We start from the raw sequence: 14,717 nt of genomic DNA, 5'->3' as shown, positions 1-14,717 counted from the left end.
GCTGCGGAACGGCGCCTCCAGCCTCGCACGGACCGGTGTGCGGGCGGGTGTGCGGACGGCGCGCGGACGGGCTAGAAGCTGGTGCCGAAGCCGTTGGCGGAGCCGCCGGAGCGGGTGCCGTCGCCGGTGTCCGAGGAGCCCGCACCGCCCGGGCCGCCCTTGCGCAGCGAGTCCAGGTCGGCCTTGATCGTATTGACCGGGATGGCGAAGCCGAGGCCGACGCTGCCGGCGGAGGAGCTGCCGGTCGAGGGCGAGTAGATCGCGGAGGGCATGCCCACGATCTCGCCGTTCATGTTCACCAGGGCGCCGCCGGAGTTGCCGGGGTTGAGGGAGGCGTCCGTCTGGAGGGCCTTGTACGAGGTGGTGTCGGAGCCGGTGTCCCCGTTGAACTGGCGGCCGCCGAAGGAGAACGGCCAGCTGTCCTCGCCCTGCTGCCGGCTCTGCGGGGACTGCTGTTCCGACTTCGCCACCTTCACCTCGCGGTTCAGCGCGGAGACGATGCCGCTCGTGACGGTGCCGGTGAGGCCGTCCGGGGAGCCGATGGCGACGACCTCGTCGCCGACCTTGACGCCTCCGGAGTCGCCGAGCTTGGCGGGTGTGAGCCCGGACGCGCCCTGGAGTTTGATCAGGGCGAGGTCCTTGTCGGGGTCGGTGCCGAGGATCTTGGCGGAGTACTTCTTGCCGTCGCTCATGGTCACCTGGATCTCGGCGGCGCCGCTCACCACGTGGTTGTTGGTGACGATCTCGCCGTCGGCGGTGACGACGATGCCGGAGCCGGTGCCCTGACCGGATCCGGTACGGACGTCGATGCGCACCACAGAGGGGCTGACCCGCTCGGCGACGCCGGCGACGGTGCCGCTGTTGGACTGCGAGACGGTGGTGCCGTCGACCCCGCCGGAGGTACCGTCCTGCCGGTCCATCAGCTGCTGGACGGCGGCCGCGGTGCCGCCGCCGACCAGGGCCGCGGCCAGTGCGACCGCGGCCAGCAGCGCGACGGGCCGCTTGGCGCGGGGCGCGGGCGCGGCGGCGTGGGCGGGCTGGCGCGGGCCGCCGCCCTCACCACCCTCGCCGGGAGCCGCCGCGGGGACCGTCTCGCCCCGGATCACCGGCGGCTGGTGCGCCTCGTGCCAGCCGGGCGCGGCGGGCGGGTACGAGGGCGGCGGCGGGTAGGCCGCGGCCGCGGCCGCTGCCTCGGCTCCGGTCTCCTGCGCCAGCCGGTCCCGCCCGCGCTGCCAGTCCTCGCCGAACGGCGCGTGCTGGGCCGGGCTGTTCTCCTGCGGGTACTCGCCTTCGCGGCGGAAGTTCTCGGTCATGACTATGACTCTGTCCACTGATCATGAGAGCTTCCTGAGTCCGGGCTGAGAAGCCCGACAGAACCGCGTATGACCGATATAAGGACCGGCCTTGACCCTCGACCTGGTGGAGGTCCCAGAGTCACCGGTGTGGAGAGCGAGATGCACAGCATTGGCGAGATGGGCCGGGACAGCGGCCTGGGCGTGAGCGCGCTGCGGTTCTACGACCGCGTCGGTGTCCTGGTGCCCGCCCGGGTGGATCCGGCGACCGGATACCGCTGGTACGCGCCCGAACAGCTCGGCGAGGCCCGGCTGCTGGCCCGGCTCCGGCAGGCGGGGATGCCGCTCGCGGACGTCCGGCTCGTGCTGGCGGGCTGGTCCGGCGGGGACACCGGTCTGGTGCCGCGGCTGCTGGACGGCCATCTGCGACGGCTCGAACGCGAGCTCGCCGACGCCCGCGGGGCGCTCTCCACGGTTCGCTCGCTACTGGGACACAAGGAGACAGGCATGACCACCACCACCACCGGTACGTCCCGCACCGCCCGGCTGACCGTGCCCGCCGCGGAGTTCGCGGCGGCGCTGGACGCCGTACGGTTCGCCGTCGGCGAGGACCCCGAACTGCCGATGCTCGGCGGGATCCACTTCGACCTGGAGGGGACGGACCTGCACCTCGTGGCCACCGACCGCTACCGGATGGCCGTCGCCTGCGCGCACACCACCGGTCACGGCGGCGAACGGGTCCAGGTGACCGTGCCCGCCCCGCTCGTGGACGCCATGCGGGCCCTGCTGACCGACGACAGCCCCGCCGCCCTCACCGTGGCGGGGGACGAGGTCGAACTGGAGATCCAGGGCCGCCGGGTCGCCGGCCAGGGCCTCGGCGAGGAGTTCCCCGACCATCGCCGCCTGATGAGGCTTCCCGAGGGACGCCGCATCGCCCTGGACGTACCGGCGCTGCGGCGGGCCCTCGCCGGGCAGGGCGGCGAACGGTGCGCCCTGGTCCTGACGGACACCGTCACCGTCGCCGCAGCCGACTACGCCGGCCCCGGGGACCGGGTGGGGGTCAACCCCGGCTTCCTCCTCGACGCGCTCGCCGTCGGTGAGGAGGGGATGCTGCTGGAGTACGTCGGCCCCAGGGCCCCGCTCGTCCTGCTGCGGCCGGGCACCGAGGACGCCTTCTCCCTGCTGATGCCCTGCACGCTCGACGACTGACCGGCGTGAGCAGCGGTCAGTGACAGCCGCAGGACCGGCGGATCACCAGCGCCGACGGGAACTGCTTGAGCCGTTCCCGCCGGGAGCCGGCCACGCGCAGGCCGTCGTCCAGGACCAGGTCCACCGCGGCACGGGCCATCGCCGGGCGGTCCGAGGCGATCGTGGTCAGCGGCGGGTCCGTGAGGGCGGCCTCCTTGACGTCGTCGAAGCCCGCGACGGCCAGCTCACCGGGGACGTCGATGCGCAGCTCGCGCGCCGCGCGCAGCACACCGATCGCCTGGTCGTCCGTGGCGCAGAAGATGGCCGTCGGGCGGTCGGGCCGCGCCAGGACCTCCAGCGCGACCTTGTAGGCGTCGTAGCGGTTGTACGGGGCCTCGATGAGCCGGCCCTCCACCGAGCGGCCGGACTCCTGCATGGCGCGCCGCCAGCCCTCGACGTGGTCGGCGACCGGGTCGCCGACGGACGGGGTGTTCTCGACGCCGCCGATGCAGGCCACGTACTCGTGCCCGTGTTCCAGCAGGTGGCGGGTGGCGAGCTGGGCGCCGCCGATGTCGTCCGTGACGACGGCGACGTCGTCGATCGCCTCCGGGCGCTCGTGCAGCAGCACGATCCGCGCGTCCCACGCTTCGATCTCCGAGGCCGCGCGCTCGCTCATGCCCTGGCTGACCAGGATCAGGCCCGACACCCGCATGCCGAGGAAGGCCCGCAGGTAGTGGACCTCGCGCTCGTCCCGGTAGTCGGAGTTGCCGACGAGCACCATCTTCCCGCGGTCCGCGGCGGCCTGTTCGACCGCGTGCGCCATCTCCGCGAAGAACGGCTGACGGGCGTCCGGGACGATCATGCCTATGAGGTCGGTGCGCCGCGACGCCATCGCCTGGGCGACCCGGTCCGGGCGGTAGCCCAGGTCCTTGATCGCGGCGAGGACACGCTCGCGCGTGGCCGGGGCGACCGGCCGGGGTCCGTTGTTGATGACGTAGCTCACGACGGCGGTAGACGTACCCGCAAGTCGTGCAACGTCATCCCGCGTCACCTTGGCCACGCGCGGCAGTCTACGCGGGGTGACCTACCTCTGGGCAGGGCGTCCGGCCGAGTGGATGCTCACAGAGTCCTCGGCCGATCGGGTGACGGCCGGGGCGCTCTGCGCGGCCGTCCGCGCGGCGGCCTTGGCCGCCGCCTGCGCCGCGGCCTCCGCCGCCGCCCGCTCCACCTTCTCCGGCGTGACGAAGCGGTAGCCGACGTTGCGGACCGTGCCGATCAGGGACTCGTGCTCGGGGCCGAGTTTCGCGCGCAGCCGCCGTACGTGCACGTCGACGGTCCGGGTGCCGCCGAAGTAGTCGTAGCCCCAGACCTCCTGCAGCAACTGGGCGCGCGTGAAGACCCGGCCCGGGTGCTGGGCCAGGTACTTGATCAGCTCGAACTCCTTGAAGGTGAGGTCCAGCACCCGCCCCTTGAGCTTGGCGGAGTACGTCGCCTCGTCCACCGACAGGTCGCCGTTGCGGATCTCCATGGGGGAGTCGTCCGAGCCCAGCTGCTGACGGCCGGTGGCCAGCCGCAGCCGTGCCTCGACCTCGGCGGGGCCTGCGGTGTCCAGCAGCACGTCGTCGATGCCCCAGTCGGCGGTGACGGCCGCCAGGCCGCCCTCGGTGACGACCAGGATCAGTGGACAGCCGGGTCCGGTGGAGCGGAGCAGCTGGCACAGCGACCGCACCTGCGGCAGGTCGCGGCGGCCGTCCACGAGGATGACATCGGCTCCCGGGGTGTCCACCAGGGCGGGGCCCTCGGCCGGGGCCACCCGGACGTTGTGCAGCAGCAGGCCGAGGGCGGGCAGCACCTCGGTGGACGGCTGCAGGGCGTTGGTGAGCAGCAGGAGTGAGCTCACGACCGACCACCTGCCCGGGTCGGACGGTGGTGCACGGTTCGCTGGTCCATCACGTCGGTTCCTCCTCGGTCCCGTCGAGGACGTGCGCGGCACTGCTTCGTACGTCTTGCCCGGCATCCGTCCGGCCCCGCGCCCTGGGGTCCGCATGGATACCGCTGTTCTCGGTTCGTTCAACGCGAAGAAAGCACAAAAGGACCCGGGGGCAACGTTGCCCGGATCCTCTCGCCAAGCAGAATAGCCCACCCTGCGATGTGTGGCCGAGGCTTCTTCCACTTCCGCTGCTGTGGTTCATGCCACGCCTTCGCCCTGCGTATGCCCGGGTTTCACCGGATCGGGGGTCCGCCGAGCGCTGCCGCGGGGCCACCCGGGCGCACCCCGGCCGCGCCCGGGCACGCCGGTGTCAGCGGTGGGAGGGGCCATCATGGAGGCCGACGGAAGAGAGCCGACGATAGGAGCTGCAGTGGCAACCGGAACCATCCGCTACTGGGCGGCGGCCAAGGCCGCGGCCAGGACGGCGGAGGAGCCGTACTCGGCGGGAACACTGGCCGAGGCGCTCGACGCCGTGCGGGAACGCCACCCCGGGGAGCTGACCCGGGTCCTGCTGCGCTGCTCCTTCCTCGTGAACGACGAGCCTGTGGGCAAGCGCCCGCACGATGCCGTCCCGCTGACCGAGGGGGGCACCGTAGAGGTGCTCCCGCCGTTCGCGGGCGGGTGAGCGGGAGCCGATGAGTACGCCTGAGGAACAGCAGCGACAGCAGTACGCCCAACAGCAGCAGCAGCAACAGCAGCAGCAACAGCAACAGCAGCAGCAACAGCAACAGCAGCAACAACAACAGCAGCAGGATCCGTACGGGACCCAGACCTGGCAGTCCGACACCTGGGACACCAGCCACCAGCCGGTGCACCCGCCGCTGGGCGCGGTGCCCGGGCAGCCGGTCGCGCCCGAGGGATGGTTCCGCGACGAGGGCCAGGCCCCCGCTCCGGTCGCCCCGGCAGCTCCCTGGCAGGACTACGCGGCGCCGGCGCCGGACGCGTACCAGCAGCAGCCGGTCGCTCCGGAGGGCTGGTTCCGGGAGCCCCAGGCGCCCGCTCCGGTCCAGGACTGGGCCCAGGGCGCCGAGGCGGCCTACCAGCCGCAGGCGCCGGACGCGTACCAGCAGCAGTCGGTCGCCCCGGAAGGCTGGTTCCGCGACGAGGTCCAGGCCCAGGCCCAGGCCCAGGCCCCCGCTCCCGTCCAGGACTGGCCGCAGGGCGCCGAGACGGCCTACCTGCCGCCGTACCCCGGCCCCGGGCCGCAGGCGCAGCAGTCGCCGCCGATGGAGCAGGCCGCAGGGGGGTACCTCGCAGAGGTGGCCGGGGGACTGCCGCCGGTGGTGGAGGAGCCGTCCGCCGCCGAGCAGACCGCCTACCTCCCGCCGCAGTCGGCCGCCGCCCTCCCGGGCGAGGAGCCGGCCGGGACGCCGGGCGAGCCGCAGGAGATCACCTCCTGGTCGCCTCCCACCCTCGCCGGGAACACCGTGCGCGCCGTCGACCCCGCCCAGGCCCGCGCCGAGGGCCGGTCGCCGATCATCGACCCCGGACCGCAGTCCGCCATACTGACCGCCGTCCTCGGGCTGCTGCTCGCCGCGGCCGCCGCCCTAGGGCAGTACGCCCTGCTCCTCCCGCTGATCGCCCTCCAGGGCCTCACCGCGGCCGGCTGGTTCCGTCTCAACGGCATGTGGCCGGCCCGCCAGGGCATCGCCCTCGCCTTCGCCGGAGCCGTGGTCGCCGACGCGGCCGTGCTCGCGGTGGGCTCCCCGTACGGGGCCGGCGCGATCGTCGGCACCCTCGGCGCCTGGGTGCTGCTGACGCTGGTCCTCCAGCTGCGCAGCCACGCCGACCCCGACGAGCGGATGTACGGGCTGATGGCCTCGGTGGCCTCGGCCGCCCTCGCCATCATCTGCGCGGGCTACCTCGCGGCCGATTCCGCCGCCGCCACGGTCGGCGCCGCGGCCGTCGCGGTCGCCGTCTTCGCCCGTGCGCTGCCGCTGCCCACGGCCCCCTCGGTCGGCGTCTCCCTGGCTGCGGCCGCCGGCGCCGGTATCGCGGTCGGCGGGCTGACCACGATCGGAGCGGGCGGGGCCCTGATCGGTCTCGTCGCCGGCGCGTGCGCGCTGGTCGGGCTGCGCGTGGCGGCGTACGACTACCCGTCGAAGTTCGTCCACATGACGGCCGGCGTGGCGCTGCCGCTGGCGGCGGCCGCACCCGCCGTGTACCTGATCGGCCGGGTGGTGGGCTGATCCCTGCCCGACAGCGGGCATGGTCCACTAGAACGCACGTACCGATTAGTAGGGGGAGGGAACGTGCGTTTCCTGCGCGTCGTTGTGATCATCGGAGTGGTGCTCGGAGCCCTGTTCGTGGGGGTGGACCGCTGGGCGTCCGGATACGTCGAGAACCGGCTGGCCGACCGCATACAGGCGCGGCAGGGCCCGGCCGGCTCCTCGGAGGTGGAGATCGACGGCTTCCCCTTCCTCACCCAGCTGATCAGCCACGACCTGGACCGGGTCGACCTGAGGCTGCGGGGCGTGGAGGTCGCCGCCGAGGGCCGCAAGACGCGGCTCGCGGAGCTGGACGCCAGCTTCCGCAGCGTGAAGCTGAACGGCGACTACAGCGGCGGCACCGCCGAGCGGGCCGAGGGCAGCGCGCTCATCACGTACGCCGACCTGACGGCGGCCTCCCAGACCGGTGCGACCCTCTCCTACGGCGGGGCGCCGGGCAAGGTGAAGGTCACCGCGTCGGTGGAGGTGCTCGGTAAGACGCTGACGCACAGCGTGGTGTCGACCGTCACCCTGGAGGACGCTCCGGACGGGAAGGGCGGCAAGATCGTCCGGGTGCGTGCCGACGAGGTGCCGGGCGGGAGCGTCCCCGGGGTGGAGAAGCTGATCCGCAGGAAGACCGACTTCGACCGCAATCTCGACAGCGGGCTGCCGGCCGGACTGCACCTCTCCGCCCTGACCTCGGACGAGGCCGGTGTGCACCTTTCGCTGGGCGGCTCGAACGTGGTGGTGGCCGGATCGTGAGACAGCACGGTCCGATCCGCAGAAGGACGGGCCGTACGACGGGTCCCGGAGGCGGCGCGGCGGCTGTCCGGGGTACTTGTATCCCAATATCCGGACGATCCTGTCTCGATATATGACACACCGGTGACAGGGCGGCCGATTCGTCCCTACGATCCATGGCTATGAAGCATCAGCAGGCGGACCTCACGAAGCGACGGGCAGTAGACCTGTGTCGCGTCGCCGCCATGCTCTGTCGATCCATGTGACCTGTGAGCGCATCCGCTCCATCGACCGGACGACGGCCCCACGGCCCTTCCCGCGTGACCGCACCCGCCTCCTGAAACCCTGACGCTCCCCCGCGCAGGACCTCGAGCGCACCCGTAGGCACGCAGCACGCGTCACCCGCACAGCCCCGCCGCACACTGCCCCGGAGGAGAACACCATGAGCCGCAGCGACGTCCTTGTAGACGCCGACTGGGTCGAGGCCCACCTGAACGACGCCAACGTCGTGGTCGTCGAGGTGGACGAGGACACGTCCGCGTACGACAAGAACCACATCACCAACGCCGTCCGGATCGACTGGAAGAGCGACCTCCAGGACCCGGTCCGCCGCGACTTCGTGGACCAGGAGGGCTTCGAGAAGCTCCTCTCCGCCAAGGGCATCTCCAACGACGACACCGTTGTCCTCTACGGCGGCAACAACAACTGGTTCGCGTCCTACGCCTACTGGTACTTCAAGCTCTACGGCCACCAGGACGTGAAGCTCCTCGACGGCGGCCGCAAGAAGTGGGAGCTCGACTCCCGCGACCTGGTCGACGGCAAGGACGTCCCGAACCGCCCGGCCACCGCGTACAAGGCCAAGGCCCAGGACGCCTCCATCCGCGCCTTCCGCGACGACGTCGTGGCCGCGATCGGCTCCCTGAACCTGGTCGACGTCCGTTCGCCCGACGAGTTCTCCGGCAAGCTGCTCGCCCCGGCGCACCTTCCGCAGGAGCAGTCGCAGCGCCCCGGCCACGTGCCGAGCGCCCGCAACATCCCGTGGTCGAAGAACGCCAACGACGACGGCACCTTCAAGTCGGACGACGAGCTGACCGCCCTCTACGAGGCGGAGCAGGTCGACCTGGCGAAGGACACCATCGCCTACTGCCGCATCGGTGAGCGCTCCGCGCTCACGTGGTTCGTGCTCCACGAGCTCCTGGGTCAGGAGAACGTCAAGAACTACGACGGTTCGTGGACCGAGTACGGCTCGCTGGTCGGCGTGCCGATCGAGCTCGGCCCCAACAAGTAATACGAACGACCGGGCGCGCGACGCCCCTCGTAGTACGACCTCTCTAGGACAGGACAGAGAACATGTGTGGAGCACAGATCGGCGGGCCCGACCTCGCGACGCTGAAGCCCGGTGAGACCGCCATCCAGGGCCAGATCACCAAGGACGGCGAGCCGGTGTCCGGCTACGTCCGCCTGCTGGACTCGACCGGCGAGTTCACCGCCGAGGTCCCGACCTCGGCCACCGGCCAGTTCCGCTTCTACGCCGCCACCGGCGCCTGGACGCTGCGCGCGCTCGTCCCGGGCGGCCAGGCGGACCGTGCCGTGGTGGTTGCCGAGGCCGGCGGGGTGACGGACGTGGCGATCGCGGTCTGAGCACCGCACATGTGATCGCCTGATTGATCGGCCGAAGGGCCGCACCCCCGGGGGTTGGACGCCACTGGAACGGGGTGCGGCCCTTCGTGCCGTCCGCGTGGTGGTCCGCTCGTGGTCCGCCTCGCGGCCCGACTCCGTCCGGCGCCTTGCGCCCGGGGGCGCCGGACCTACGCTGGACTCATGTACGGCCGGCGCCGGCGCGCCTACTTCCTGCTGATGGGCGGATGCCTGTTCCTCTTCGTCTCCGCCTGGGCCTTGGTGCGCCTGTGGTCGGTCGAGGCCGCGGTGGCCATGTGCGTGGTCGCCATGGTCATCCCGCCGATCGCGGCGATGATCGCCAACCGGCGCGGCCCGGACGACCGCTGGTGGGACGACCCCTCTGGCGATCCGAAGTCCGACGAGTGGTGGGACGAACTGGACGGAAAGCGGCGTCACGAGGATTGAAACCTCACGAGACGAGAATGTGATCTACGTTCGTACAACTGCTCTCCTCTGCTGCGGGTCATGGGGTACGCGCGGGTAACCAACCCGCGCCACAGGCCTGTGGGGGACCCCTTTGGAACACGAACAGACCATCCCTGAGCGGCGGAAAGGGGAGGAGAACGCCCCGGAGCCGGACACTTCGCCGCCCCGCCGCCGGATGGGCCGCACGACTCTCCTGATCGCGGGCGCGGCAGTGCTCGGCGTCCTCGCCGGGACGATCACCGGCTACGCGGTCCAGTACCACCGCGAGCCCACCCCGCTGCAGCCGCTGGCCCAGCAGGAGATGGCCGCGGCGAAGCCGCAGGCGATGACCGACGCGACGACCCGGCACTCGATCAACGCCAACCGCTGGCACAAGGCGGACGAGGAACTGGCCAAGAAGCTGGTGGACGTTCCGGGCGGGGCGAAGAGCAACTTCTCGGGCGTCGCTTCCCTGGACATGTTCGCCGCGACGTACTACGAGGACGCCTCCGAGGGCCTGGGCAGCCTCATCACCAGCCAGGTCCAGGGCATCGCCACCGCGGCATGGTCCGAGTCCGACCGGAACTTCGTGGAGATCAACCTGCTCCAGTTCCACGACCGCAACGAGGCCGAGGACTTCCAGCTGGGCATCGAGCACTACATGCCCACCAAGGAGTACGCGGGCAACGCGGGCAAGGAGGTTCCGGGCGTTCCCGAGGAGTTCGGTCACCTGTGGGTCGACTCGAAGGCTCAGGAGAAGGCCGGCTACCACCCGATCCGCGGGGTCCGTGCCGTCATCCGCCGTGGCGACATCGTGGTGACCGTCGAGTGCACGAACAACCGCGGCGAGATCGACGAGAGCGTCCTGCTCGACCTGGCCAAGCGACAGATGGAGCGGCTGTGACCGAGCAGCAGAACGTGAGCGGTGCGGAGCCCGGCGACGCGGTCAAGGCCGAGACCGAGACCGAGACCGAGGTCACGGTGGAGGCCGGGACCGAGGGCGACACCGCGGACCGGCCCGAGCAGGAGCAGCCGGCCACCGCCGCGCCCGCGCGGAAGGTGAACCGCAAGGTGGTCACCCTGGTGGCGGCGGCCGTGGGCGTCGTCGTCCTCGTGGGCGCCGGCGTCGGGGCGGCGGCCGTACTCGCCGACGCCGACCGGACCTCGCCGACGCGGTACTGGCTGGCCGCGGACCACACGACCAGCGGTACGCAGGCCCCGGTGCCGTCCGTGCCCCCGAACGCGCTCACGGGCAAGCTGCTGCCGATGCCCAACGACTACTGGCCCGGCCCCGACATCGACAAAGAGGGCAACTTCTACTCCCTCTCGGGCGAGCGGGCGCTGGAGAGCTTCAAGGACGCCCGCAAGGGCCTGTCCAGCAGCGAGCGCGCCGAGCGGGACAAGGTGCTCGCCGACCTGAAGCTCAAGGGCCTGGCCGGGCGCAGCTACTCGCGCAAGGACGGCGTCGGTGGCGGCGTGGTCGCCGAGATCCAGCTCGTCCAGGCCGACCCCGCGCAGCTCGCGAAGTTCGGTGAGTTCGCCGGGAAGCTGATCGAGCTCACCGGTTCCGACGGCGAGGCGCCGAAGGTGGACGGCCACCCGCAGGCCAAGTGCTCGGTGAACGCCATCGTCATCGAGAAGAAGGACAAGAAGGACAAGATCGAAGCCCTCGACTGCCTGGCCGTCGAAGGAGACGTCATGGTGAGTTTCCGGATGTACGGGAGCGAGGGATTCGTGGTGAAGGACGCCGCGGGCCTGTTCAAGCAGCAACTCGACCACATCAAGTCCCCCGGAGAGTCCGCGTGAGCGAGCAGACCACCACCGCGGCCACCGAGCCCGAGCCCGAGGCGGCGCCGGAGAGCGTGCCGTCGCCCGAGCCCGCCCCGGAGGCCACTGAGACGGTCACGGAGACGGTCGCCGTCACCGACGACGCCGCCGCCGAGCCCACGCCCGCGGCGACCGACGCGGTCACCGAGGCGCCCGAGGCCGTGCCGGCCCCGCCCAAGGACCGGCGCAAGCTGTTCGCCGCCCTGCGCTGGACCGCCGCCGTCGCCGTCTTCGCCGCCGTCGGCACGGGGGTCGCGTACGGGATCACGGTGCCCGAGCGCACCGACCTTCCCGGCCTGTCCACCGAGGACGACGGCCGCTGGACGTTCCCGACGCTGTCCCAGCCGGCCCTGCCCGCCGGCGCCCCGGTGCCCCAGGGCCCGGACAACAAGGACGGGACGCACTACGCGCCCCTCACCGGCCTGCTGCTGCCCGCTCCCGTGGGCGCCAAGGCCGACGACGTGGTCAAGGCGGACAAGGACGGGATGGTGCCGGTCGACGCCTTCCTGGAGGAGTACACGCCCGACACCCGCGAGAAGCTGAAGCAGTCCCTCGAGTGGGACGGACTGCGGCAGATCGCCGGACGGGGCTGGACGACGGCGGACGGCACGCGTACGCACGTGTACCTGCTGCGCTTCCACTCCTCCGGCTTCGTGGACGCGTTCAAGGGCTGCGACAGCAACATGCGGCTGAACGGTGTCTCGGCCCTCGACCTGGACGACGTGTGGAGCAAGGCCAAGGGCACCCAGATGAACAGCACCACGCTGGACTTCCCGGGGGCGGCCAACTTCGACGGCACCGAGCTCAGCGTGTACCAGGAGCTGAAGCCCTTCCTCGGTGAGGAGCAGAGCAAGATCGGGTGCCTCCGGACGGGTGACGTCCTCGGCATGGTCATCCAGACCCGCAAGGGCGAGGTGGCCCCCGTTCCCTTCCACCAGACCGTGATCCTGCAGAGCCAGCTGCTGAGCTGACCGCCGGGGCGACGGGACGGGCGCACGGGTACGGGCCACCTCGCACAGTGCGCCCGACCCCGGGCCAGTAGGCTGGGGAACCGGCCCGTACCCCCCGAACGAATTCCGAGGAGCACCCCGTGCTTGAGGCAGTCTTCACCTCCCTGCTGGTCCTGGTCTGCGTCGGCGTCATGGCCTTCACCGGCCTGGCCGTCAAGAAGCTGTACCAGGGTCAGCGCTGAGCGTCGGCCCCGCAGACCGCCCCGGAACCCCTCCCAACAGATCGCCTGAGCAGCCATTCATGATCCAGATCCCGTCCGACCTGAACCCGGGCCTCGTCCCCCTCGCCTTCCTCCTCGGCAACTGGGAGGGTGCGGGAGTCTTCGACTTCCCCGGTGAGGAGAAGTGCAACTTCGGCCAGGAGGTCGTCTTCAGCCACGACGGCCGGGACTTCCTGGAGTACACCTCCCACACCTGGGTCCTCGACGCCGAGGGCAACAAGGTGCGGCCGCTGGAGTCCGAGTCGGGCTACTGGCGCATCGACAAGGACCGCAAGGTCGAGATCGTCATGGTCCGCGACCAGGGCGTCGTCGAGGTCTGGTACGGCGGGCTCGCCGACCAGAAGCCCCAGATCGACCTGGTCACCGACGCCGTCGCCCGTACCGCGGCCTCCGGCCCGTACAGCGGTGGCAAGCGGCTCTACGGCTATGTGAAGAGCGACCTCATGTGGGTCGGCGAGAAGGCCACGCCGGACGTCGAACTGCGTCCGTACATGTCGGCCCAGTTGAAGAAGGTCGTCACGCCCGAGGAGGTCGCCGAGATGGCGCGCAACCTCCCGGACATGCCGGACGACGGCATCGCCTTCTTCCGCTGAGCCCACAGGCCGAACGCGCGTACGCATGTACGTGCGTGCGCAAGCCTGTGCGAAAGGGGGCCGCGGGACCGCCCGCGGTCCCCTTCGCGCACATACACTGGCCGGGTGGGGAGCAGCGTGGACACCGAAGGCTCTGACTGGAAGAGCGACCTGCGGCAGCGCGGATACCGCCTGACGCCGCAGCGCCAGCTCGTGCTGGAAGCGGTCGACGCCCTGGAGCACGCCACCCCGGACGAGATCCTCGTCGAGGTGCGCAAGACCGCCTCCGGGGTCAACATCTCCACCGTCTACCGCACGCTCGAGCTCCTCGAGGAGCTCAAGCTGGTCTCGCACGCCCACCTCGGGCACGGGGCCCCCACCTACCACCTCGCCGACCGGCACCACCACATCCACCTGGTCTGCCGGGACTGCGCCGAGGTCATCGAGGCGGACGTGGACGTCGCCGCCGAGTTCACGGCGAAGCTCCGCGCCACTTTCGGCTTCGAGACCGACATGAAGCACTTCGCGATCTTCGGCCTGTGCCGCAAGTGCGCCGCCAAGCAGCGTGCCGCTCAGTCGTAGCAGGGTCGTACGCTTGGTCCCATGACCAGCAGCCCCTTGCTCCATCTCCCCGGCGCCGTACCGGCCGAAGGCCGTGACGAGGGCGTCGCCGCCCACTACGGCGAGCTGTACGGCGAACAGCGCGCCCTCGCGGAGGGCCGCGGCTTCGTCGACCTCTCGCACCGCGGGGTCGTCACCGTCAGCGGGCCGGAGCGCCTGAGCTGGCTGCACCTGCTGCTGACCCAGCACCTCACCGACCTGCCGCCCGGGCAGTCCACGGAGGCGCTGATCCTCTCCGCGAACGGCCACATCGAGCACGCGCTCTACCTCGTCGACGACGGCGAGACCACGTGGGCGCACGTGGAGCCGGGCACCCAGGGCGAGCTGATCGCCTACCTGGAGGCCATGAAGTTCTTCTACCGCGTCGAAGTCGCCGACCGTACCGAGGAGTTCGCGGTCGTGCACCTGCCGGCCGGCTCCATCGCCGAGGTCGCCAAGGAGCACGTCGTACGGGAGACCGCGCACGGCCGGGACGTCTTCCTGCCCCGCGCCGGGCTGGAGTCCTTCGCCGCCGCGCACGGCCCGGCCGCCGGACTCCTCGCCCACGAGGCCCTGCGCGTCGAGGCGCACCGCCCGCGGCTGGGGCTGGAGACCGACCACCGGACGATCCCGCACGAGCTGGGCTGGATCGGCACCGCCGTGCACCTGCAGAAGGGCTGCTACCGCGGCCAGGAGACGGTGGCCCGCGTCCACAACCTGGGGAAGCCCCCGCGCCGCCTGGTCTTCCTGCACCTGGACGGCTCCGAGGTGCTGCTCCCGGCGCACGGCACCCCGCTGCGGCTCGCCTCGGACGGGGAGGAGGGCCGCCAGCTGGGCTTCGTGACCACCGCCGTCCGCCACCACGAGCTGGGCCCGATCGCGCTCGCCCTGGTCAAGCGGAACGTGCCGGTCGATGCGCCGCTGCTGGCCGGGTCGACGGCCGCCGCGCAGGAGGTCGTCGTAGCCCCGTAAGCCTGTAGCCCT

Annotated in this window: 17 protein-coding genes; 14 read left to right on the top strand and 3 right to left on the bottom strand. The window is 71.5% G+C overall.

What is annotated here, in order from left to right; translation table 11 throughout:
* Positions 1 to 71 precede the first annotated feature (71 nt).
* Positions 72 to 1,313, bottom strand: coding sequence for a S1C family serine protease (locus ACIQZO_RS37060; protein ID WP_403635340.1), 1,242 nt, complete (start codon positions 1,311 to 1,313; stop codon positions 72 to 74).
* Positions 1,314 to 1,454: 141 nt separating this feature from the next.
* On the opposite strand from ACIQZO_RS37060, the gene ACIQZO_RS37055 reads away from it, so the two are divergent.
* Positions 1,455 to 2,501, top strand: coding sequence for a MerR family transcriptional regulator (locus tag ACIQZO_RS37055; RefSeq protein ID WP_403635339.1), 1,047 nt, complete (start codon positions 1,455 to 1,457; stop codon positions 2,499 to 2,501).
* Between the two features lie 16 nt (positions 2,502 to 2,517).
* Here the strand turns inward: ACIQZO_RS37055 and ACIQZO_RS37050 are convergent, their stop codons facing one another.
* Both ACIQZO_RS37050 and ACIQZO_RS37045 read right to left on the bottom strand, forming a co-directional pair.
* The gene (locus tag ACIQZO_RS37050; protein WP_403635338.1) at positions 2,518 to 3,540 is read right to left on the bottom strand and encodes a LacI family DNA-binding transcriptional regulator; all 1,023 of its coding nucleotides are present in this window, start codon (positions 3,538 to 3,540) and stop codon (positions 2,518 to 2,520) included.
* Between the two features lie 24 nt (positions 3,541 to 3,564).
* Positions 3,565 to 4,380 (bottom strand): response regulator transcription factor, encoded by an 816-nt coding sequence (locus ACIQZO_RS37045; RefSeq protein ID WP_403635337.1) that lies wholly within the window; start codon positions 4,378 to 4,380, stop codon positions 3,565 to 3,567.
* A gap of 460 nt (positions 4,381 to 4,840) precedes the next feature.
* Between ACIQZO_RS37045 and ACIQZO_RS37040 the strand changes: the two genes are divergently transcribed.
* The 13 genes from ACIQZO_RS37040 to ACIQZO_RS36980 all read left to right on the top strand — a co-directional run bounded on the left by ACIQZO_RS37040 (position 4,841) and on the right by ACIQZO_RS36980 (position 14,705).
* Entirely contained in the window at positions 4,841 to 5,095 is a 255-nt protein-coding gene (locus ACIQZO_RS37040; protein ID WP_403635336.1) for a MoaD/ThiS family protein, read from the top strand.
* A gap of 10 nt (positions 5,096 to 5,105) precedes the next feature.
* Positions 5,106 to 6,659: a hypothetical protein gene (locus ACIQZO_RS37035; protein WP_403635334.1), complete on the top strand. Its 1,554-nt coding sequence runs from the start codon at positions 5,106 to 5,108 to the stop codon at positions 6,657 to 6,659.
* Positions 6,660 to 6,722: 63 nt separating this feature from the next.
* Positions 6,723 to 7,439: a DUF2993 domain-containing protein gene (locus ACIQZO_RS37030; RefSeq protein ID WP_403635333.1), complete on the top strand. Its 717-nt coding sequence runs from the start codon at positions 6,723 to 6,725 to the stop codon at positions 7,437 to 7,439.
* 155 nt (positions 7,440 to 7,594) lie between these two features.
* A complete protein-coding gene (locus ACIQZO_RS37025; RefSeq protein WP_350875872.1) occupies positions 7,595 to 7,684 on the top strand; it encodes an Ms5788A family Cys-rich leader peptide in 90 nt (29 codons plus the stop codon).
* 176 nt (positions 7,685 to 7,860) lie between these two features.
* Complete coding sequence (locus tag ACIQZO_RS37020; RefSeq protein WP_403635331.1) at positions 7,861 to 8,706, top strand: sulfurtransferase; 846 nt, start codon at positions 7,861 to 7,863, stop codon at positions 8,704 to 8,706.
* A 62-nt stretch (positions 8,707 to 8,768) separates the two neighbouring features.
* A complete protein-coding gene (locus tag ACIQZO_RS37015) occupies positions 8,769 to 9,059 on the top strand; it encodes a DUF1416 domain-containing protein (protein ID WP_403635329.1) in 291 nt (96 codons plus the stop codon).
* Positions 9,060 to 9,239: 180 nt separating this feature from the next.
* Entirely contained in the window at positions 9,240 to 9,503 is a 264-nt protein-coding gene (locus tag ACIQZO_RS37010; protein ID WP_403635327.1) for a DUF3099 domain-containing protein, read from the top strand.
* A 196-nt stretch (positions 9,504 to 9,699) separates the two neighbouring features.
* Positions 9,700 to 10,407, top strand: a complete 708-nt coding sequence (locus ACIQZO_RS37005) for a hypothetical protein (protein ID WP_403635326.1) — start codon at positions 9,700 to 9,702, stop codon at positions 10,405 to 10,407.
* Positions 10,404 to 11,309: a hypothetical protein gene (locus ACIQZO_RS37000; RefSeq protein WP_403635324.1), complete on the top strand. Its 906-nt coding sequence runs from the start codon at positions 10,404 to 10,406 to the stop codon at positions 11,307 to 11,309. Before ACIQZO_RS37005 ends, ACIQZO_RS37000 begins: the two co-directional genes overlap by 4 nt.
* Positions 11,306 to 12,301, top strand: a complete 996-nt coding sequence (locus tag ACIQZO_RS36995; protein WP_403635323.1) for a hypothetical protein — start codon at positions 11,306 to 11,308, stop codon at positions 12,299 to 12,301. Before ACIQZO_RS37000 ends, ACIQZO_RS36995 begins: the two co-directional genes overlap by 4 nt.
* A 280-nt stretch (positions 12,302 to 12,581) precedes the next feature.
* Positions 12,582 to 13,154, top strand: a complete 573-nt coding sequence (locus tag ACIQZO_RS36990; protein WP_403635321.1) for an FABP family protein — start codon at positions 12,582 to 12,584, stop codon at positions 13,152 to 13,154.
* A 105-nt stretch (positions 13,155 to 13,259) separates the two neighbouring features.
* Complete coding sequence (locus ACIQZO_RS36985; protein ID WP_403635320.1) at positions 13,260 to 13,715, top strand: Fur family transcriptional regulator; 456 nt, start codon at positions 13,260 to 13,262, stop codon at positions 13,713 to 13,715.
* A gap of 21 nt (positions 13,716 to 13,736) precedes the next feature.
* A complete protein-coding gene (locus ACIQZO_RS36980) occupies positions 13,737 to 14,705 on the top strand; it encodes a YgfZ/GcvT domain-containing protein (RefSeq protein ID WP_403635318.1) in 969 nt (322 codons plus the stop codon).
* The last annotated feature ends 12 nt before the right edge of the window (positions 14,706 to 14,717 follow it).

The organism is Streptomyces sp. NPDC097617, assembly GCF_044761485.1.
Lineage (GTDB): Bacteria > Actinomycetota > Actinomycetes > Streptomycetales > Streptomycetaceae > Streptomyces.
Note: the sequence above shows the minus strand (reverse complement) of the source record. Positions and strands in the feature narration are given on the sequence as shown.

What these genes read in the sequence shown, in the direction of transcription:
- ACIQZO_RS37060 (WP_403635340.1), bottom strand. Translation starts at nt 1,313, where the DNA reads ATGACCGAGAACTTCCGCCGCGAAGGCGAGTACCCGCAGGAGAACAGC.
- ACIQZO_RS37055 (WP_403635339.1), top strand. Translation starts at nt 1,455, where the DNA reads ATGCACAGCATTGGCGAGATGGGCCGGGACAGCGGCCTGGGCGTGAGC.
- ACIQZO_RS37035 (WP_403635334.1), top strand. Translation starts at nt 5,106, where the DNA reads ATGAGTACGCCTGAGGAACAGCAGCGACAGCAGTACGCCCAACAGCAG.
- ACIQZO_RS37025 (WP_350875872.1), top strand. Translation starts at nt 7,595, where the DNA reads ATGGCTATGAAGCATCAGCAGGCGGACCTCACGAAGCGACGGGCAGTA.
- ACIQZO_RS37020 (WP_403635331.1), top strand. Translation starts at nt 7,861, where the DNA reads ATGAGCCGCAGCGACGTCCTTGTAGACGCCGACTGGGTCGAGGCCCAC.
- ACIQZO_RS37015 (WP_403635329.1), top strand. Translation starts at nt 8,769, where the DNA reads ATGTGTGGAGCACAGATCGGCGGGCCCGACCTCGCGACGCTGAAGCCC.
- ACIQZO_RS37010 (WP_403635327.1), top strand. Translation starts at nt 9,240, where the DNA reads ATGTACGGCCGGCGCCGGCGCGCCTACTTCCTGCTGATGGGCGGATGC.
- ACIQZO_RS37005 (WP_403635326.1), top strand. Translation starts at nt 9,700, where the DNA reads ATGGGCCGCACGACTCTCCTGATCGCGGGCGCGGCAGTGCTCGGCGTC.
- ACIQZO_RS36990 (WP_403635321.1), top strand. Translation starts at nt 12,582, where the DNA reads ATGATCCAGATCCCGTCCGACCTGAACCCGGGCCTCGTCCCCCTCGCC.
- ACIQZO_RS36980 (WP_403635318.1), top strand. Translation starts at nt 13,737, where the DNA reads ATGACCAGCAGCCCCTTGCTCCATCTCCCCGGCGCCGTACCGGCCGAA.